We start from the raw sequence: 19957 nt of genomic DNA, 5'->3' as shown, positions 1-19957 counted from the left end.
GAGCTAACAGCTAACAGCCGTCAGCTAACGGCTTAAGAAAGGTGGTATTCCGCCAGGCCCATCAGGGCGCGCAGCATAGCTTGGAGCTTGGTGGTGACGGCCGCTTTCTTGGCCGTGTTGGTGGGCGCGGCCAAGTACTGCTGCCACTCCACGGTCCATTCAAAGTCGGGCAGGCCCGGCAGCAGCGCCGTTTTCAGGAAAGCCAGCTGGTTGGCCGTGAGCGTGATGGGCACCATCAGCTTCACATACTCGGCAATGAGCAGGTTGCAATCCGACGCCGTGGCGGCCGGAAACGACTGCGTGAGCGCCAGCACGTCAATCACAATCTTGACGCCGTTGCGCGTGTAGCCCGAGCCGATGAGCAGGTCCGTAATCTGGTTGCGGCGCGGCAGCGTCACGGCGTTTATCCACAACTCGTGAAACTGCGGCGACTGGTAGTAAGCCGCCCAGCCCGCCACGTTCGGCGGGTCGCCGATAACCTGCTGCTGCAGTGACGTTACCGCATTCAGGTAGTTCCACATGCCGTATTGTGCCACCGGGCCGGTGGCCGGTGGAAACGCCACCTGCATCTGCCGGCACAGCCCCACCGTGAAATCGAGCGGGTTCTTGATGAGGCAACCTTGGTTTTGCGCATCGAAGAAATGCTCCGAGCTGAGCAGTGTGCGCAGCACCGGCACCACCTCAAAATTGTTGGAAATAAGCAGCGTGGCCAGCGGCTGAATGATGTCGGTTTCGACCTGCGCATCAATCACATAGTACACAAACCAGCGGTAGAGCTTGCGCACGATAAAGCGCGCCGTTTCGGCCTGCTGAAAAATCAGGTTGATGAGGCTCTGGTACTCGGTGGCGCCGCTGCTGGCAATGGTGGCGTTGCCGAAGGCCGAGGAGAACGTCTTTGTCGTCGTATCGTGGCGGCTGGCCGTGAAGTAGCTGCCCACCGGCGCGGCCTGGTCGCGCCAGCCGGTGAGGACCTTGGCGGCGGCCTGCACGTCGGCCTCGGTGTAGTTGGTATAGTTGCCGGCCGCAATCAATGGGCCCTTGCCTACGGTGAACAGCTCCAGCAGTTCGCGGCCGTAGTTCTCGTTGGGGGCACCCACAATGCTTTGGTTGCCATTAAGATAGCGCAGCATAGCCGGCGTCACGGTCACGTCCTTGGCCAGTTGTTTCACGTTGCCGAGGGCATACTGGCGCAGCAGACGGCAGTACTCGTAGCCCATGCGAGCATCGTTGATGTCGCCAAACTCGACCACGAAGTGGTTGTGCCAGAACAGCGTCATCTTCTCCGCCAGCGAGGTGTTCTGCGTCAGCAGCTGGCCCAGCCACCAGTCGCGCAGCGACGTGCGCCGCACGCCCTCAAAATTCTGGTCGAAGACCTGTGCCGTCCAGGTGGTGCCGATAGCTACGCTGGTGTCGGTGGTGCTCACGTTCAGGGGCGGGTCGGGCGCGGTGGCGGAGGCCGTGAGCAGACCGTTAATCACGGCCGTGAGCGTGGAGGCGGCGGCCGTCTGGATTTCGGTGCGCGTAGGCCCAAACAGGCAGCGCCGCAGCAGGTGCGCGGCCTGCGCTTCGCCCCAGGTGCCGGTGTAAGGCGTGAGGGTGCTTGTGAGGCGCGACGAAAACGTGGGCAGCACTTTGTTGGCGTAGCGGCTCACGGTTTCGGGCGGGTCCTGCTGCGTGGTGGCAGCGGGCGCCGCCCAGCCGGCCGTGGCCGGGGCGCTCAGTACGGCGGCGTTGCGATGGAGGAAATGTCTACGATTCATAAGCAAGCGCATAAAAATTTAAACCGAAACCCCCTACCCCGACCTACCGTCTTTTCCTTCTGAGCCAACGGTTTACCCTAGACTCGGAAGACTCCCTAAGGTTTAATGACAATATGCCGCTTTCTTAATGGGACTAAGATGAATTTACCCGCCAACGGCGCCAATTACTTGGTGAACGGGCCAAAAAAAACGCCCGGCCGATGGGGCCGGGCGCATTGCCTTGCAGTGTAGCAAACGAAACCTAGTCCTCCTTGGGAACGGCTACGGCGGCTACCAGCGCTTCATCGGCAGCTTTAGCGGCGCGCACGCGGCCAGCAGCGTAGAAGTTGCGGTGGTAGTAAGGCTGGTTCAGCGAGCTTACCATTACGCCGCCGTTGGTGGCCGAGTGGGCAAACTTGCCGTCCTTCAGGTAGATGCCCACGTGGTAAATCGGACCCTTGCCCCGGCGGAAAAACACCAGGTCGCCGGTTTCCATCTCGCTCTTGGCCACGCGCTTGGTGGTGCTGAACATGGCCCGCGACGAGTGAATCAGGTTGATGCCGTACACCTCACGGAACACGCGGGTCACGAAGCCCGAGCAATCGGTGCCGCGGCGCGAGTTGCTGCCGTAGGAATAAGGCGCCCCAATCCAGTCGGTCACGGTGCGGAGCAAGTCCTTGTTCTCGTTGAAGGCCAGGTGCAGGCCCAGAGTCTGCGCGTAGTAGTGGTAGGTGAGCGAGTCGCGCGAGGCGGCCAGTTCGGCAGCGGTGGGCGCGGCGGGCTTTTCGACCGGCGTACCGCCGCCGTGGTTGGCTACCAGGGTGGGCTCTTCCATCGTCAGGGCCGGAAGCAGCGATGCTTCGGCCGCGACCGGTGCCGCCATGGCACGGGCCGTCGCCGAAGCATCGGGGGCGCGTTCAAAGAAGAAGGAGAGAGCAAGGGAGCCAGCGGCGAGGCAATACAGAATCGTATTTTTCATTGTCCGTCGTTAGGGGTTGGGGCACAAATCCGGGTTTTGGCAGAGGCGCAAAAAGAGCCGGGCTAGTAGATTTCTTAGGCGATAGGCGAAGCCGTGTGGGGCCGGGGGAAAAGAAGTAGAAAAGAGGTCGGACCGGGAAATTCATATTCCCATTGCAATAGGTCGTTGGGTAAAGCTAGCCCAAACTTTTCATAAGCTCATCAATTTTTATGAAAAAAATTCAAATATTCTTTATTAAACACAACAAATTCACCCAATAATATTCTTTGTCCTTGCAACCATGCTTGGAATTTTGTCGTAATAGCGCGGCTCAACTATTTCGCTATCTTGCTTTATGCAAACTCCCCGAACCTGGACCGGCTCTCCCCTGGCGCGCATTGCCCGCATGGTGCTGAAAGCCCCGCGCGTGGCCATGGTGGTGGGCCAGACGGTGCACCTGAGTGGCACCACCCGCGAAGATTTCCTGGCCGATGCCGAATGGGTGGCTCACGAAGCCGTGCACCTGCGCCAGTACCGCGAGCACGGCCTGCTGCCCTTCCTCTGGAAATACCTGGTCGAGTCGGCCCGCGTGGGCTACTACCTCAACAAGTATGAAGTGGAAGCCCGCGAAGAAGCTCGCCGCGTGGTGCTGGCCAACCCTGAGCACGTGTTGCGCCCCCTGCCGCGCCACGCCCTTCCCTCCTAGCGCACAATTGCGCTATCAATTCATTTAGAAAGCCTTCCCACAAAATAGGGAAGGCTTTTTTTGGGCCAATGGAATTTGGGCCCTCGCCAAAATAAAGCCTGCTTTATGCAACTTCCCGGCCGTCGATTACGAATAAAACCCACGCTTGTCCGCTACGGCGGAAGCACCTTCTTCCTTTCTTTCCACATTCCCTCCCGTCTCATTATCATGGATAACCAGCAAGACCAGTTCGGTACGCCGAACCCCACCGATGCCGGCCGCACCTCGCAAAACCCTGCCGCTACGGCCAGCGGCGCTTCGGCCGCTTCGCGCAAGTCGGCACCTAACCCTACCGCCCAAAGCACGGCCGCTACTCCGGATGCCACCAGCCAGACTACCGCCAATGCCGGCGCGGACCGCCAAGGCGAAGGCCAGCAGACCAACGCCCAGGAGGGCACCCTGCTCGATACGGCTCTGAACAGCGGCAAAAAATGGATTGAAGACTCCGGCGTGCTCGACAGCGTGAACCAGCTGCCCCAGAGCCTGAAAGACCTCGGCAACCGCGCCGTAGCCCGCGTGAATGACCTCAGCACCACTCAGAAAGTAGTAGGCGGCGCCATTCTGGCTGCCGGCTTGGGCTGGCTGGCCCTGCGCAAAGGCAAGTCGTCTTCGTCGGACAGCGCCAGCTACAACTACGGCAAGCAGCGCGATACCGGCAGCTACGGCCGCCGCAGCTACGGCTACCAAGCTCCCGACGCTTCTACGAGCCGCAAATCGGCTTCCGGGGCCAGCAGCCGCACCGATAGCGGCTCGCCCTATGGCAACAGTGGCAGCCGCTACGGCGGCAGCGGCGCCAGCTACGGCAGCGGCAGCAGCTACACTAGCGGCTCCGGCAATACCGGCATCCATTCGGGCAGTGGCCGCCCCGAAACCAGCACGGGAGCCTCGGCTTCCACCGACCACGGTGCCCGCACCTCGGAAAGCAGCCACCGCAGCAAGGATGACGGCTTTCGCAGCATCGAATAAGCTGCTATAAGCTCACAAAAAAGCCCCGCTTCAATTATGAAGCGGGGCTTTTTTGTGGGTTCCGACGTCGCCGAAAGGCTAGATGTTCATAGCCGACTCGCGGCGGCGCATTTTGCCGGCCGGAATGCCGAACATCATCTTGAAGCGGCGGCAGAAATAGGCGGTGTCTTTGTAGCCCACTTCCTTGCCGATGTCGCGGATGCTTTTCTTGGTGGTGCGCAGCAGGAACACGGCGCGCTCCATGCGCTGGTACTCGATGTAGTCCTGCGGGTTGATGTTGGTCAGCATCTTGAAATACTGGCCCACGTAGTCCTCGCTCACGTTGGCCACGCCCGAGAGCACCTTGTTCGACAGGTCGCCGCCCAGGTTTTCCTTGATGTAGTTGAATAGGTCAATCAGGCGCGGGTCTTTGAAGTAGGTGCTATTGGTGGCCAATTGCTCCACAAACATGTTGTTGCGCAGCACGTAGCGCACCACTTCCACCACGATGTTTTCGGTGTAGATGTTGATGAGGCGCTCGCGGCCGGGCAGGTCCTGAATGCTCTCTTCCACCACCTTAATCACGAGGTTGGCCAGCTTGGGCTGCCCCGAAATGAGGAAAGCCGGCACGTCGAGTGAGGCGAAGAAATTCACCGAGTCGAACACCTTGGCCTCGAAGCTCACGAAGCTGTGGCTTTCCTCGGCTTCGCCGATGAGGTCGAGGTTGTCGTTGGAGTGGAAAAACTTGTCTTTGTTGGTAATCAGGTCGTCGTTGGTGATGACGCGGTTTTTCAGGTCTTCGCCGTAGGCCACGCGGGTGGGCCGGCCGCCGGGAATAAACAGCATTTCGCCTTCCTCTACCACCATGGCTTCTTCGCCGAAAGTGAGGTGGCCTTTGTGTAACAGAATCAGGTTATTGCCGACGTCGTAGGAATTGCGCACCGTGAAGGGCTGGTGCAGCACCAGGTTCTTCGCTTTGATGTAGCGGACGCCCAACGATTCAATGACTTTATTGTAATCTTCCATAATTCGAGGTGCCAATGCGGCCTTTTAGCGATACGATTTACACGGATGCGTACAAATCGCAGTGCAAGATAACACCTTGAAATTCACAAAAACTAAAAACCCAGCCAAAAAGTGGCTGGGTTTTGTGCAATGAATCTGAATTTTAGGCAATTCGGGGCTTACTTGAGGATATCCCGCGAAATCACAATTTTCTGAATTTCAGAAGTACCCTCGTAAATCTGGGTAATCTTGGCGTCGCGCATGAAGCGCTCTACGTGGTACTCTTTCACAAAGCCGTAGCCGCCATGTATCTGCACGGCTTCCACGGCCGAGTCCATGGCCACTTTCGAGGCGAAGAGCTTGGCCATGGCGCCCGACTTGCCGTAGTCTTGGCCAGCATCTTTGTCGGCGGCGGCTTGCAGGCAGAGTAGGCGAGCGGCGTCCACGTTGGTGGCCATGTCGGCCAGCTTAAACTGGATGGCCTGGTGCTTGGCGATTTCTACGCCGAAAGCCTTGCGCTCCTTGGCGTACTTCAAGCTCAGCTCCAGCGAGCCGGAGGCAATGCCCAAGGCCTGCGAGGCGATGCCGATGCGGCCGCCGGCTAGCACCTGCATGGCGAATTTGAAACCGAAGCCGTCGTCGCCAATGCGATTTTCCTTGGGCACCTTCACGTCGGTGAACATGAGCGAGCAGGTGTCGGAGCCGCGGATGCCGAGCTTGTTCTCTTTGGGGCCCTGGATGAAGCCGGGCATGTCCTTATCGACGATGAGGACGTTGATGCCGCGCGACTTCAGCTCGGGGTGGGTTTGGGCGATGACGAGGTAGACCGAGGCGGTGGTGCCGTTGGTAATCCAGTTTTTGGTGCCGTTCAGCAGGTAGTGGTCGCCTTTATCTTCGGCGGTGGTGCGCTGGCTGGTGGCGTCGGAGCCGGCTTCAGGCTCCGAGAGGGCAAAGGCGCCGATGATTTCGCCGGAGCACAGGCGGGGCAGGTACTTGCGCTTCTGCTCCTCGGTACCGTATTTCTCCAGGCCCCAGCACACCAGCGAGTTGTTCACGCTCATGATGACCGAGCAGGAGGCATCAACCTTCGAAATTTCCTCCATGGCCAGCACGTAGCTCACGGTGTCGAGGCCGGAGCCGCCGTACTCGGGGCTCACCATCATGCCCATGAAGCCGAGCTCACCCATTTTCTTCACCTGCTCGGCGGGGAACTTCTGGTGCTCGTCGCGCTCAATCACGCCGGCCCACAGTTCGCTCTGGGCAAAGTCGCGGGCCGCGTCGCGGACGGCGAGTTGTTCTTCGGTCAACTGATAAATACTAGAGGATGTGGCGGTTTGCATGGGGCGGTGGGAGTGATGAGTTGATGGGACAAAAGTACGTTGCTAACGGGCGTTAGGCAAGGTGGAGCTTAAGCGCCAGCCGGGCGTCAATGACAACCGCTGAGCCACAAAAGATTCCTCCGCCACCGTGCTTTCCTACCACACAAACGCCGCATGCTTTCATCAGGTTTTCTGTGCGACTTTTACGCCCCATGCTCCTCCGCTTCAGCCGCTATGCGCTGGCCCTGCTTTTCGGGCTGGCCGGCCTCTGGCACTTTGTGCATCCGGCCACGTACCTAGCCATCATGCCCCCGCAACTGCCCCAGCCGCTGGCGCTGGTGTACCTAAGCGGCGTTTTTGAAATCCTGGGCGGGCTGGGACTGCTGTTTGGGTCCACGCGGCGGCTGGCCGGCTGGGGCCTGCTGGCGCTGCTGCTGGCCGTGTTTCCGGCCAATGTGTACATGGCGCTCATTCACGAGCAGTTGGGCATTCCCGGGTGGGTGGCCTGGGGCCGGCTGCCGCTGCAACTGCCGCTGCTGTGGTGGGTGTGGCGAGTGAGGCGGAAGTAACCCTTCGACCTACTTTGCGGCCGTTTTCTACCCCGCCTCTCATGACAATACCCCACCGAAAGCTCCTGAGCCTGCTGGCGCTCACGGGCATCTCCCTGACCCACGCTCCTACCGCCGCTGCCCAAGCGCCCGCTGCCCCGCCCGTAAGCGCCGCGAATCAGTCGGCGCGCTACGCTGCCGCGCACGATACGCTGATGCGTTTGGCCGCCAACGTTCGCCGCGAAGCAGAAGGCCGTCTGGCGTTCTTCAAAACCTCGCAGGGGTCTTTTGGCAGCGTGCATCGCCGGGTGCTGGGCTATGCCAGCAACAAAGGAGCAAAAGTGGACTACGCAGGCGTGGCCACCCCCGCCGGCATTGGCCTTGTCGAAAAGATAACCGTCAAGCACCGCTTCGGCGTGGAGCTGGAGCGGGTGGCATTTTACGACGCCAAGGGCCGCAAAATATTGACCGAGCGACGCGAAGACCACATCCTCACGCGCCTGGAGCTGCTGGAGTACGCCGAAGGGTTCAACCGGCCCAACTCGCGCTGGCTCATGGTGCACGGAGGCTATTTGATGCATTCGGCCCAACGCACACTGGCCCTTGCCACCAAAAAGACCTTCTACTACTTCCAAACCCTGCCCGCCGCGGAATAACCGCCCGCCCCGCCGCCGCTACTCCCAGCGCACGTCCAGCAACCGGAGCTGCACGCTGCGCTGGCCACGGTACTCGTTCAGCTCCACGGTGTAGCAGGCGCTGAAGGGGTGGCCTTCCTCAATCTGGGGCAGGTAGTCGGCCAGGCCGAAGCCGATGGCGTCCACGGCCGGGCCCTGGGCGTCGGCCGAGGCCAGGCGCAGCTTGAGGTGGCCCTGGCCCACCACGCGGGCGCTGTGGGGCACGGCAATAAGGCGCTGCGAGGCAAACACCGGGTTTGGGTTGCCGGGACCAAAAGGCTCCATGCGGCGCAGCTCACCAAAGAATTCTTCGGTGATGCGGCCGATGGGCAGCACGGCGGCCACTTCCACGGGCCGCACGAGGTGCTCAGTGGTGAGGGTGTCGGCTACCACTTCCTCAAAGCGGCGCTGGAAGGCGGGCACATTTTCCACCTTCAGGGTGAGGCCGGCGGCGGCGCGGTGCCCGCCAAACTGGTCGAGCAGCGGGGCGCAGGCTTCCAGGGCCTCGTGCACGTCGAACCCGGCCACGGAGCGGGCCGAGCCGGTGGCCTTGCCGTCGCGCTGCGTAAGAATGACGGTGGGACGGTAGTATTGGTCCAGGCAGCGCGAGGCCACGATGCCGAGCACGCCCTGGTGCCAGTCGGCCTTGTAGAGCACGGTGGCGCGGGCGTTCTGCAGCGTGGGGCTGCCCGCAATCATGTCGAGGGCCTCCTGGGTGGTGTGTTGGTCGGAGCCGCGGCGCTGCTGGTTCATCTGGTCCACCACTTCGGCAGTGTAGCGGGCCTCCTGCTGGTCGGGGGCCAGCAGCATGGCCACGGCGCGGCGGGCGTCGCCCATGCGCCCGGCCGCGTTGATGCGCGGCGCGAAGCCAAATATCAGGCTGCTGATGCCCAGCGGCCCCTCGCGCAGGGTGGCTAGCTCGCGCAGGGCAGCCAGGCCGGGGCGCAGCAAATGAGCGTCTTCGTTGAAGCGGCGCAGGCCGTAGGACGCCAGAATCCGGTTTTCGCCGGTGATGGGCACGATGTCGGCCGCAATGCTCACCGTCACCAAATCCAACAAATCGTGCAGCGGCTCGGGGGGCAGGCCCAGGTGCTCACCCAGCGCCTGCATCAGCTTGAAGCCCACGCCGCAGCCCGATAGCTCTTTGTAGGGATAAGGGCAGTCGGCACGCTTGGGGTCGAGGACGGCCACGGCGGCCGGCAGCTCCTCACCGGGCAGGTGGTGGTCGCAGATGATGAAATCGACGCCGCGGCTGCTGGCATAGGCCACCTGCTCCACGGCCTTGATGCCGCAATCGAGGGCCACCACTAGCGCGAAGCTGTTGTCAGCCGCAAAGTCGATGGCTTTCTGCGAGATGCCATAGCCTTCGGTGTAGCGGTCGGGGATGTAGTCGCGCAGCCGCTCGGCCCCAAACAGGGGCGTGAGGTAGCTGATGACCGTGGCCACGGAAGTGATGCCGTCCACGTCGTAGTCGCCCAGCACCAGCACTTTCTCGCCGCTTTGCAGGGCGCGGGCCAGGCGGGCCACGGCGCGGTCCATGTCGCGCATCAGCAACGGACTGGGCAGCTGGCGTAGGTCGGGGTGGAAAAAGGCGGCGGCGGCTTCGGGCGTGTCGAGGCCACGCTGCACCAGCAGGGCGGCTATTTCAGGAGCGATGAACAAGGCCTGCGCTAAGCGGTGGGCGACGGCAGGGTCGGTTTCGGGGATATAATTCCAGCGCTTACCAGCGGATATGGACATTGGATACTTCGTCAAAATGGCCCTAAAAGTACGACCAAACCCGGCCCCGCCCCGGCCGGCTTTATCTTTGCGGGCGGCCTCTTCCTTCCGCCCCGCCCAATGCGCAAGCTGCAAGACTTTTACCGCAAATACCGCCAGTATATTGGTACTGACGTGCTGATGTACGGCACGTTCATTCTGGTGCTGGCCCTGATGTTCGTGTTTTTTAGGTAAGACAATAGGCGAACGACCTACACCCCATCGCCCCGCAGCCGGCGGAAGCGCTTGCGGGCCTCGGCCACGTAGATGCTGCCGGGGTATTTCACAATCACCTGATTGTAGAGCTCCTGGGCCTTGCCTTTGTCCTTCAAATCTTCCTCCTGAATGCGGGCCAACAGAAACAGCGCGTCGTCGCTCAGCACGTCGTATTTGGGGTTGTTGGTGATGCGCTCCAGCGTGGCGATGGCGCCGGGGAAGTCGCCGGTGCGCCGCTGCAGCTGGGCCTTGAGGTAGTAGGTATCGTCGGAGAGCGAGTGGCCGGGAAACTTTTCCAGCAGCGCATCGAGGCCCTTGATGGCTTCCGGAATTTTGTTCTGGAACACTAGCTGCTCCACGGCCGCATACGCCTTCAGGCCGAGGCCCAGCGTGTCCTCCACGGTGTTGTCCTGAATCAGCAGCGAAAGCTGCATGGCGTCGTTGGCGATTTCGCGGGTGGTGGCTTCTTTCAGAATGTCGAGGTGGCTCTGGGCCAGCTTGAAATCGCCGGCGTAGTAGCTTAGGCGGGCGTTGCGCAGCTTGGCCTCGTAGCCCAGCGGCGAATCCTTGTGCGACTTCTCCACCTGCGAATACAGCAGCGTGGCTTCCCAGGGCTCCCCTTTCAGCAGGTACAAGTCGCCCTGCGTGACTTTCGCCTCGTCAATCACCTCGTCGCTGGCCCGGGGCATGTCGATGACCTGCTGCAACAAAGTCATCGCCTTGGGCCGGTCGTTGAGCTGAAAAGCGTACAGGTTGGCCAAGTTGCGCAGCACGGGCGCCGTGTCAGGCGTGCGGCCCAGTTCGGCCAGCAGTTGCTCGTATTCTGTTACCAGGGCCCGTACTTTGGTCAAATCGACGGGGTAAGTGGTACTCACCTGGGCCTCGCGGGCTTGCAGCAGGCGCTGACGGGCCAGGTTGCCGTAGGGGCCGCTGCGGTATTCTTTGGCCACATACGCAAAACCGTCGATGGCGCTTTCGTAATCCTTGTTTTGCTGCGCGATGGCGGCCACTCCCATCACCTGCACCCCGGCGCTTTGGCTGCGGCGGTCCAGGGCCCGCGCCTGCACCAAGGCCCCGCTGAAGTCCTTGCGCTGCACCTGCAGCCACAGCAGCAGCTCGCTGTAGGCCGACTGGTCGGGGTGCTCCTGGGTGGCGGTGAGAAGCAGTTTTTCCAGGGCATCGAAGTCCTTTTCCTCGCGCAGGGCGTTTTGCAGCATGTTGCGCACGAAAGGCAGCTGCTTCTCGTCCTGGGCTACGAGGTGCAGGGTTTCGGCCAGCACCTGGGGCTGGTTCTGGGTTTGCGTGTAGAGCTGGATGAGCTGGGGCGCGTACTCGGTGTCGTTTTTGGCCAGGGCCCGGCCGCGCAGGTAGGTGCGCTCTGTCCATTCAGGCAGCTCGCGACGGCCAAACTCGGTGGCCACGGGCACCACCTGAGCGGTAGTGAGCTGCGTCAGCACTTTCTGCCACTGCTTGTCGGCCGCTGGTTTGTCGCCCGCGGCGGCGTACACTCCGCCCAGCGCCACACCCAGCGTAGCATCCTCCGGGCGCAGCTTCACCGCTTTTTTGGCTATTTTCTCGGCCTCTTTGTAGCGCTTCAGGGCTTGCAAAGAATTCAGGTACACCGGAAACACGGCCAGGCTGGCCTGCTCTTCTGCCGAAAGCTTTTCAAACAGAAACACCACCTTTTCGTGCTCGCCGCGACTAGCGTAGTCCTGGGCCAGGGCCGTGCTGCTCATGGGCACCCAGCTTTTGGTGGGCTGCTGGGCCAGCGCTGGGGCAACCGTCAGCAAAGAAGCAGCAATCAGCAAAGAAGCAGCAATTAGAAAAGAATACGGACGCATAGCAAGCAAGGGATAGCAGTCGAAGTAATCAGGCTCAGGCTTAAACGCCGGGCTGCGGTTGGTTCGTTCAATGCCCGGTGGCCAGGCAACGCCCCCAACCAGCGGCAACAAAAAAGGGCCGTCCCCGAAGGTACGGCCCTTTTCAAACTCACGGATGGACGACCTAGAAAAACTTGGTGCGGTTGTCTTTCACGTTGGCGTGGGCCTTGATGGCCTCGTAAATCTTGCCGTCCTGCTGCTGGGCGCGCTGCTGCGCCAGCTGCGTTTGCACCGCCTTCAGGTTGGCGGGGGCCGGAGCGGGCGTCACGCTCTCCGGCTGCACCACCACCACGCCCTGCTCGCCCTGAATAGGGGCCGAGTGCTGGCCCGGCTTCAAAGCGAAGGCTTTGCCCACGGCCAGCGGCTCGAAGCCCACGTTGGCGAGGCTGCCCTGGCCCAGCACCACGTTGGGTGCGGTGCCTACCTGGGCGGTGGGGCCGTATTTGGCGGCCATTTCCTCCAGCGTGCCGCCGGAACCCAACTTGCCGATGATTTGCGCGGCTTTTTTCTCGTTGCGCACCAGAGCGGTCAGTTCGGGGCGCAGGCTTTCGATGGTGGCGGTGCCTTTGGCGCGCTCGTCGGTGAGGGCGGCAATGACGTACTGGTCGCCCATCTCATACACTTCCGAGATATCGCCTACCTTGGTTTCCGAGCCGTTCGGGTTGAAGCCAAAAGCCCAGCGCACCATTTCGCGGGCGTTCTGCAGGTTGTTCACGCTGCGGGCGCCGCGGTCAAGGTTCTTGGCTTCCTGCTTCACCAGCGTCTTGTCCTTAGTGGTCAGGGCGCGGAAGCTGGCCAGGTCCGTGGCTTGGCCTTTCAACTCCTGGGCTTTGGCATAGGCGGCTTCGCGGGTGGCATCGCTCGGGGCGATGGTTTTCTTCACCTCGGCCACCTGATAGGTCTGCTTGGTGGGCACGGCCGTGATTTTGATGACGTGGTAGCCAAACGACGTTTCCACCACATTCGGCAGCAGGCCGGTGCTGGTAGCGCCAAAAATGGCTTTCTCGAACTCGGGTACCATGCGGCCCTGGCCGAACCAGCCGAGGTCGCCGCCCTGGTCTTTGGTGCCGTCGGTGCCGAACTGGCGGGCCATGGCGCCGAAGTCAGCGCCTGCTTTGATTTTATTCAGGATGTCTTGGGCCTTGGCTTTCGCGGCGGCTTTGGCTTCGGGCGTGGTGCCGTCGGCCTTGATGAGGATGTGGCTGGCGCGGGCGGCGGCCTGCTTGCCGGTGCCAACGCCGCTCACCTTATACAGCGAGTAGGTACCGTTCTCGGCGTAGGGGCCGTAGATTTTGCCTTGGGTCAGGGGCAGCTGCTTGCGCAGCTCTTCGGGCAGGTCGGCAGGGCTGCGGAAGGCCTTGTTGTAGGGCTGCTCCGAGTTGGCCGACACAAACAGCGAATCGACCGGGGCCGAGGCGAACTGGGTGGCCAGGTCGGCAATCGTGGCTTTCACGCTGGTGCTGTCTTCTTTCGACGCCACCACCGGAATGCTGATGTACTCCACCGAGCGGCCGTCTTCCACCTTGTACTTGCCCTTGTTCTTGTCGAGGTAAGCCTGCAGCTCGGCATCGGTCACCTTCACGGCAGAGTCGGAAATGCTGCCGTAGGGCACAAACAGGTACTTCACCGTGGCCTTGGCGTTCTGGTTGGCGTCGAAGCGCTTGGCTTCGGCCGAGGTCACGTACACCGAGTTTTTCAGCAGGGCGTTGTACTTGTTGCGCAGACGCTCGATGGGCAGGTTGGCTTCGAAATTGTGCCAGGCCAGCTGGTTTTCGGGCGGCAGCTTGTCGAGGTTTTTCAGGTAGTCAATCAGGCGCGCCTTGTCGAACTGGCCCGTTTTCTGGTCCGTGAAAGCTTGCTTGATGCCGGGGCTGATGTTGTCGCCCTGCACCATGTCCACCAGCTCGTCGTCCGATACTTTCAGGCCCAGCTTGTCGTACTCGGGCTGGAAAGCCAGGTTGTAAATGGTCTGGTTCCAGGCCTGGTCGCGCAGGTAGCCGAGGGCTTGCTCGTCGGGCTGGCGCTGCTGCTGGGCCACGAAGGCCTGCTTGGCTTGCTCCAGCGCGTTGTTGTAGTCGTTGAGCTCCACCTTTTGGCCGGCCACTTCGCCCACCACAGAGTCGTTGCGGTTGAAGAGGCGGTTTTTGCCGCCCACCAGGTCGCCGCCCACAATGAAGAGCAGCATCCCGACGGCCACGGTGCCTACCGCCCAGCCAGATTTTTCCCGAATCGTGTTAATTAAAGCCATTTACTTGTCAAAAGAATCGAAGTCGTGTTGGTCAAAAGAGGCGCAAAATAACCAGAATTTGACCGGGAATCAAAGTTTTACCCAATTTTAAGTGCCGCAACCAGCCCGAAAAACCGCCCAATCGTTCCCGCTGCTCATGCGTTGGGTGCGAGTTCATTAGCAGCCCCGAAGGGTTCTAGCAGCGTTTTTTGGTCGATTTGGCCGGCGTTTTGGAGCGGGCCTGCTGGGCCAGCTTGGCTTTTTGTTCGGCCACTTTCGCCTCTAGCCGCTCCTGTTGTCGCCAGTAAAGCAGCGGCATCCAGCACGTCATCGAGACCATGAAAATCCAGTAGTTGCGGCCCAGGTCGTTGTAATAAATCGTCTGGTAGATGCCGATGACCATGGCCACCACGCCCACGGCGAAGAGAACGGTGCGCAACAGGGATTTGTCAAATTTCATAAGGAAAGGAACGCCTCGGGGCGAATGTCTACAAGCCCGTGCCCACCTTGTCGATGATGCCGGTGGGGTGGTAGATGCGGTAAGGGTTCAGGTCCTGCTTGGCCCACAGGCCGTTGCCGGACAGGATTTCGGTGGGCGTTTCCATGCGCACCGCCATGGCCGAATCAGTATAAATCACCTGCTTATTTTTGTCGTAAAACAGCTCTTCGGTGTCCATGCGCTGCTCTTTGAGCACGTTCACCACCTGCACCTTGCCGCGCATGGTGTAGAGGTTCTTGGCCTTGTCTACCTTGCCGTATTTGGCCGTGAGGGTGTTGATGACGGTTTTCTTGCCATCGGCCGAGTAGAACGTGACCACCATGCCTTTGGGGTAGATGACGTCGCCGTTTTCGAACTGCTGCTCCAGCGGGGCCGTGAGCTGAAACTTGAGCTTGGCCGAGTCGCTAATCAGGGTCAGCACGTTGGTGGTTTCCATCAGCGGGCCCGTATATACGGCGAGCGGGCCGCTCATCTTCTGCTTGTCGCAGCCGGCCAGCGCCGCCGCGGCCACCACCGTCAGGCCCCCTGCCAATTTTGCGAATGCGTGCACTGTTGTAGGGTTGGAAAACCGGTTATTGCAGGCGGCGCTTGATAAACCAGCGGTTGTTGAGCGTGATGCCGAGCTGGCCACGGATGTAGCTTTCCTGCACGTTGCTGGTGCCCAGCGTCGAGTTCAGCACGTCGGTGTTGCCGCGCACGCCGTAGGTGAAGGCCAGGCTGATGGTGGTGGCATCCAGGGCCGTGGCCGTGGGCAGCGGGAAGCCAAAGCCCCAGCTCACCGACCGGTCGTAGAGGGCTTTGCCGCTCGGCTGGTAGGGCATCTGCGCCAGGCTGATGCCGGCGCGGTAGGACACGCGCTGAAAATAGTGCTCCACCGAGCCCGGGTCGGGCGTCAGCTCGCCGCCCAGGCCAAAGCGCAGGGTGTTGTTCAGGGCCGGTCCCGTCGAGTTGAAGCTCCGGAACTTCGACCACTGCTGCTGGGCCACGTCCAAGTTGAGGCTCCAGTTTTTGTCGTTGTCGAAGCTCACCCCTACCTGCGCCAGGGCCGGTACGTAGCTGCTGCCGCGCGTGTCGCTCACAATGGTAGCCGGGATGAGCTGCGCCCCCGAAGTGACATCCTGCCGCTCCTGGGTGTTGGTTTGTTGGCCGTTGAGGTTGTAGCCGAAGCTGTACACCCCGCCCAGGTTCATGTTGAGCTCCTTGCCCAGTTTCTGGCGGTAGTGCGCCCCGGCCCGGAAACCAAAGTCGGAATAGCGCACGTGCTGCCGCTCTACCGAGCGCTCCAGCGTGGCCGTGCTATTGTTGATAATGACCGTGGTGCCGGTCGTTTCATCGACCGTTCCAAACACATAAGAGGCCGTGAAGCCCAACGTCAGCGCTTTGCTGATGCGGACCCCCTGGCCCAGGTAGGCCTCCGAAATGGCGCCCGTGCCTTTGTACTGCTTCAATACCTGCGCCGACGCCGTGCCGGTCACATCCTGCAAAATGTTTGATTCGTAATCGACCGTGCTGAGCGGCTTCAGGCCCACGGCGGCGCCCCACTTGGTACTCAGCGGCACCGATAGCGCCAGATAGCCCAGGTTGCCATTGCCGCTGCGATTCGAAGCCGCGGCGTTCTTTACCGTCTTATACTGGCCGTTGAAGCCCGCCTCAAACGTGGTGCGGCCGGTGTAGTACAGCAAAGCCGGATTCAACTCGTTTATATTGACGCTGTTGGGTGCGGCCAGGCCTACGCCGCCCATGCCCATTTGGCGCACGCCGCCGGTGTTGGCATTGAAATCACCGAGGCCAATGCGAGAATACGGCGAATTGCCGAGGCCCTGCGCCTGCGCGCCGGCTGCCCCAAGCACCATCATCCCTGCCAACGCCAGGCTTGCGCCCTTGCACCCCATCACTTTATTCTTCAACATGATAAGCTAAAATCCGATTTAGGCCGAGCAGCACCAGCTCAGGCACAACAAAGATACGAGCCGGGAGCCGGGCCGCCAGAAAAGCGGCGTCGCCCCCGGTCAGGAGCACGCCCAAGCCGGGGTGCTGCGCGTGGTATTGGGCGAGCAGACCCGTGATTTCGGCCACGGCCCCGTTCACTACCCCGCTCAGCAGGCTCCCGGTAGTGGAGTCGCCCACCAGCGGAATCGTTGCATCGGGGGCCGGCAAATCCAGCAGCGGCAGCCGCCCCGTGAAGGTGTGCAGCGCCCGCAGCCGCATCTGCAGCCCGGGCCCGATGCTGCCGCCGTGGTAGGTCCCGTCGGCCGTCACAAGGTCGAACTTCAGCGCCGTGCCCGCATCGATGATGAGCGTGTCTTGCCCCGGCCGCAGGGCGGCGGCACCCACGGCAGCAGCCAGCCGGTCGGCGCCCAGCGTGTGCGGCGTGGCGTAGGCATTGCGCAAGGGCACCGGCGTGGTGCCCGGGCCAAAACCCAGCACGCGGCCCGGCACCAAATCCTGCAACTCTTCCACGGCCAGCACCGCCGCCTCCGCCACCGAAGCCACAATGACGTGTTGCGGCTGCCAGCGCTTCACCAGTTCCCGCACGGCGGCCGGCGTGAGGCCGACGGCCATCTCACGCAAGGCCGGGCCATCGAAGCAGCCGGCTTTCACGGCCGTGTTGCCGATGTCGAGGGCAAGAGTGTGCATAGTTTTAAAAGACACAAAAAAGAACGTCATGCTGAGCGCAGCCGAAGCATCTCTACCGCGCAACTAATCCAATCGACAGGATTTAGTATTGAGGTAGAGATGCTTCGACTACGCTCAGCATGACGTTCTAGGTATTTTCCTTAACAAAGAACTTACAGGAAGTACTTCATCCGAATGACCTCCTGCTCGCTCAGGAAGCGCCACTTGCCGCGGGGCAGGTCTTTCTTGGTGAGGCCGGCGTACTGCACCCGGTCCAGGGCCACCACTTCGTAGCCGAGGTGCTCGAAAATGCGGCGCACAATGCGGTTGCGACCAATGTGGATTTCGATGCCCACGAAGTGCGCGTTGCCAGCCACCACGGCCACATCGTCCACCACGGCTTTGCCGTCTTCCAATTCCAGGCCTTCCGAAATCTTGCGCAGGTCGTCCTCCGTCAGCGGCTGGCTAAGTTCGACTTGGTAGATTTTCTTGTTCTTGTGCGAGGGGTGCGAGAGCTTCTGCGCCACTTCGCCGTCGTTGGTGAAGAGCAGCAGGCCGGTAGTGTTGCGGTCGAGGCGGCCCACCGGGAAGATGCGCTCCTTCGACGCGCCGGCCACCAGGTCCATCACCGTGCGGCGGCCTTCGGGGTCTTCGGTGGTCGTGATGAAGTCCTTGGGCTTATTTAGCAGTACATACACCGACTTCTCGCGGTTGAGGTTGGTTTTGCCATACTGCACGGTGTCTTCGGGCTGCACTTTGTAGCCCATTTCTGTCACCACTTCGCCGTTCACCCGGATTTCGCCGGCCGCAATCAGCGTGTCGGCCTCCCGGCGCGAGCAGATGCCCGCGTTGGCGATGTAGCGGTTCAGGCGCGTTTCGTCGGTGCCGAAGTCTTCGAGTTCCTCGCGGCGACGCTTGTTGCCACGGGTTTTATCGGCTTCGTAGTGCTTCAGGTTTTTGTAGTCGGGCGCTTCGCCGGGCTTTTCGCCGTACTTGGGCTTGTCGGCGCGGTTTTCCTGAATGATTGGGCGGGCCGCACGCGGCTTGTCGACACTGGCGCCGTAGCCGGTGCCCGAGCGGCGCACGCTGCGCTCAGCTGCTTTCAGGGCCTCGCGGCGCTCGGCAAAACTGCCGGGTGCGGGCGCCCACTTCTCTTTGGGGCCGCGCTTTTCGTAGGCACCGGAGCGTTCGCCAGTGCTACGGCCCGTGCCGGGCGCACCATCGCGGCGGCCAAAGGCGCCGGGCGTAAATTTCCGGCCAAAGGCGGCCTGGTCGGCGCGGTAGTCGGCATCGTCGGCGTTGGCGCGCTCGATGTTGGCGTCGCGGCGGTCGTAGCGTTCCTCGCGGGGCTGGGGCGGCTCGGCCACAAACGGACGGGCGGCGCGGATGGGCCGGTTCGGGCCCCGCTCCTCGCCGCGCTCGGCGTTGCGGTCAAAATTCTCGGGCTCCCGGGGCGTGCTACGGCCAAAGCTGCCACCGCTACGGGGAGCGCCGTACTCCTGCGGCTCGTTGGGGTTTTGCTTTTGGAACTTGCGGTTGCGCTCGCCGGGCAAGCCACGGGGCACAGCCTTCTCGCCGTCGCGGCGGTAGGGTTGGCCGCTCCAGTTCTCTTTGGGCTGGTACTCGCGGATAGGGCGCGATTCGGCGGCTGGGCCGCGGCGCTCGTCACGGTCGCCGCCAAAGCCGCCGCGCTCGGGGCGCGGGGCAGCGGTGCGGCCGTAGCTGGTGCCGGTGCGCTGCTCCTTGCCCACGCTGGGCCGGTTGTCGCGGCGCTCGAAGGGCCGGTCATTGCCAAAGCTCTTGCCACCGAAGCCGCCTTCGCGCTGGCCGCCGCCGTAGCTGCTGCCATAGGGGCGCTTCTCGCCGCCCTCGAACTTCTTGCCTCCACCAAAGGCCCCGCCCGATGGGCGGCCAAAGGCGCCATTGGTAGCAGGGCGCCCAAAGGCACCGTTGCTGGCCGGTCGGCCGTTGCCATAGGCCGGGCGCTCACCGCCGCGGCTGTTGCCACGGTCAGCGCCGTAGCCGCCGCGCTCGTTGCTGCGGCCGGCGCTGTTGCCGAAGCCGCCGGGGCCACCCGTGTTGGGGCGGCCGCCGCGACGGTCCGCCTTGTTGCTGTTGTTATCAGAGAAATGTTTCTTGCCCATGGGGAGAAAAATTTGCGTGCCGTATCGCTACGGTACAGGTTAAAAAAAGGAGTCGGCACGAAGTAGCCGGCAGTCAGAAGCGGGTCAACGTCATCAACCCGAATAAAATTCTAACTGCCGGCTATGCCGTACCGACTTCCAAAAAATTGGCCGACTAGTCGCGTCGCGCCATCTTGGCTTCAATCGAGTGCTGGGTGTGGGGCACGGCCCGCAGGCGCTCCTTGGGGATGAGCTTGCCCGTGCCGATGCACACGCCATAGGTACCGTTCTTGATGCGGACCTGGGCGTTTTCGAGCTGCTGGATGAACTTCATCTGGCGCGAAGCCAGCTGGTTCATGCTTTCTTTCTCGGCCGTGTCGGCGCCGTCCTCCAGTACCTTGGCCGAAGAGGCCGTGGTATCGGTGCCGGAGTCGTTGCTGCGGTTCAGGGTTTCCTTAATGAACGACAACTCCTTGCGGGCCGCCGTCAGTTTTTCCTGAATAATCTGGTCGAACTCGTTCAAGTCCTCCCGGGAATAGCGAATGTTGTCGTCGTTCATCGAATGGGTAAAAAAGACTGCGAAGTATATTAAGAAATTGCCACCTACGGTGTAGCGGCAACGCTGCGGGAAGCTAAATGGTTTAGTAGCATTTGAAAATGCCTACTCCCTTGGCTTAAAGCCGTTGCAGGCCTCATTTTGCGGGT

At 61.7% G+C, this 19957-nt stretch carries 17 protein-coding genes; 4 read left to right on the top strand and 13 right to left on the bottom strand.

Annotation, left to right across the window (positions count from 1 at the left end; all coding sequences use genetic code 11):
• Nucleotides 1-32: 32 nt before the first annotated feature.
• The gene (locus Q4S41_RS04760) at nt 33-1760 is read right to left on the bottom strand and encodes a DUF1800 domain-containing protein (protein ID WP_305029966.1); all 1728 of its coding nucleotides are present in this window, start codon (nt 1758-1760) and stop codon (nt 33-35) included.
• 241 nt (nt 1761-2001) lie between these two features.
• Complete coding sequence (locus tag Q4S41_RS04755) at nt 2002-2718, bottom strand: C40 family peptidase (protein WP_305029965.1); 717 nt, start codon at nt 2716-2718, stop codon at nt 2002-2004.
• A gap of 334 nt (nt 2719-3052) precedes the next feature.
• Here Q4S41_RS04755 and Q4S41_RS04750 point away from each other — a divergent pair, with 334 nt between their 5' ends.
• Both Q4S41_RS04750 and Q4S41_RS04745 read left to right on the top strand, forming a co-directional pair.
• Nucleotides 3053-3403 (top strand): DUF4157 domain-containing protein, encoded by a 351-nt coding sequence (locus Q4S41_RS04750; protein ID WP_305029964.1) that lies wholly within the window; start codon nt 3053-3055, stop codon nt 3401-3403.
• Nucleotides 3404-3610: 207 nt separating this feature from the next.
• The gene (locus Q4S41_RS04745; RefSeq protein ID WP_305029963.1) at nt 3611-4408 is read left to right on the top strand and encodes a hypothetical protein; all 798 of its coding nucleotides are present in this window, start codon (nt 3611-3613) and stop codon (nt 4406-4408) included.
• A 78-nt stretch (nt 4409-4486) separates the two neighbouring features.
• Here the strand turns inward: Q4S41_RS04745 and Q4S41_RS04740 are convergent, their stop codons facing one another.
• Nucleotides 4487-5413: a helix-turn-helix domain-containing protein gene (locus Q4S41_RS04740; RefSeq protein WP_305029962.1), complete on the bottom strand. Its 927-nt coding sequence runs from the start codon at nt 5411-5413 to the stop codon at nt 4487-4489.
• A 158-nt stretch (nt 5414-5571) separates the two neighbouring features.
• Entirely contained in the window at nt 5572-6732 is a 1161-nt protein-coding gene (locus tag Q4S41_RS04735; protein WP_305029961.1) for an acyl-CoA dehydrogenase, read from the bottom strand.
• 191 nt (nt 6733-6923) lie between these two features.
• Here Q4S41_RS04735 and Q4S41_RS04730 point away from each other — a divergent pair, with 191 nt between their 5' ends.
• Both Q4S41_RS04730 and Q4S41_RS04725 read left to right on the top strand, forming a co-directional pair.
• Complete coding sequence (locus Q4S41_RS04730) at nt 6924-7280, top strand: DoxX family membrane protein (protein ID WP_305029960.1); 357 nt, start codon at nt 6924-6926, stop codon at nt 7278-7280.
• 41 nt (nt 7281-7321) lie between these two features.
• Nucleotides 7322-7915, top strand: a complete 594-nt coding sequence (locus Q4S41_RS04725) for a hypothetical protein (RefSeq protein WP_305029959.1) — start codon at nt 7322-7324, stop codon at nt 7913-7915.
• An 18-nt stretch (nt 7916-7933) separates the two neighbouring features.
• On the opposite strand, the gene recJ is transcribed toward Q4S41_RS04725, so the two are convergent.
• The 9 genes from recJ to Q4S41_RS04680 all read right to left on the bottom strand — a co-directional run bounded on the left by recJ (nt 7934) and on the right by Q4S41_RS04680 (nt 19811).
• Nucleotides 7934-9673: a single-stranded-DNA-specific exonuclease RecJ gene (gene recJ, locus Q4S41_RS04720; RefSeq protein ID WP_305029958.1), complete on the bottom strand. Its 1740-nt coding sequence runs from the start codon at nt 9671-9673 to the stop codon at nt 7934-7936.
• A gap of 230 nt (nt 9674-9903) precedes the next feature.
• The gene (locus Q4S41_RS04715) at nt 9904-11748 is read right to left on the bottom strand and encodes a tetratricopeptide repeat protein (protein WP_305029957.1); all 1845 of its coding nucleotides are present in this window, start codon (nt 11746-11748) and stop codon (nt 9904-9906) included.
• Between the two features lie 163 nt (nt 11749-11911).
• The gene (locus Q4S41_RS04710) at nt 11912-14035 is read right to left on the bottom strand and encodes a peptidylprolyl isomerase (RefSeq protein WP_305029956.1); all 2124 of its coding nucleotides are present in this window, start codon (nt 14033-14035) and stop codon (nt 11912-11914) included.
• A gap of 175 nt (nt 14036-14210) precedes the next feature.
• Nucleotides 14211-14474 carry a hypothetical protein gene (locus tag Q4S41_RS04705; RefSeq protein WP_305029955.1) on the bottom strand — a complete coding sequence of 88 codons (264 nt, stop codon included), beginning with the start codon at nt 14472-14474 and terminating at the stop codon, nt 14211-14213.
• A 28-nt stretch (nt 14475-14502) separates the two neighbouring features.
• On the bottom strand, nt 14503-15063 hold the full coding sequence (gene lptC, locus Q4S41_RS04700; protein WP_305029954.1) for an LPS export ABC transporter periplasmic protein LptC: 561 nt from the start codon (nt 15061-15063) through the stop codon (nt 14503-14505).
• Between the two features lie 22 nt (nt 15064-15085).
• The gene (locus tag Q4S41_RS04695; protein WP_305029953.1) at nt 15086-16423 is read right to left on the bottom strand and encodes a hypothetical protein; all 1338 of its coding nucleotides are present in this window, start codon (nt 16421-16423) and stop codon (nt 15086-15088) included.
• Nucleotides 16410-17150, bottom strand: a complete 741-nt coding sequence (locus tag Q4S41_RS04690; protein ID WP_305029952.1) for a type III pantothenate kinase — start codon at nt 17148-17150, stop codon at nt 16410-16412. Before Q4S41_RS04690 ends, Q4S41_RS04695 begins: the two co-directional genes overlap by 14 nt.
• Before the next feature lie 152 nt (nt 17151-17302).
• Nucleotides 17303-19273 carry a pseudouridine synthase gene (locus Q4S41_RS04685; RefSeq protein ID WP_305029951.1) on the bottom strand — a complete coding sequence of 657 codons (1971 nt, stop codon included), beginning with the start codon at nt 19271-19273 and terminating at the stop codon, nt 17303-17305.
• A 154-nt stretch (nt 19274-19427) separates the two neighbouring features.
• Entirely contained in the window at nt 19428-19811 is a 384-nt protein-coding gene (locus Q4S41_RS04680; RefSeq protein WP_190926318.1) for a TraR/DksA family transcriptional regulator, read from the bottom strand.
• Nucleotides 19812-19957: the final 146 nt, after the last annotated feature.

The organism is Hymenobacter convexus, from assembly GCF_030580955.1.
Taxonomy (GTDB): Bacteria; Bacteroidota; Bacteroidia; order Cytophagales; family Hymenobacteraceae; genus Hymenobacter.
This window is presented reverse-complemented; position numbering and strand designations above follow the sequence as displayed.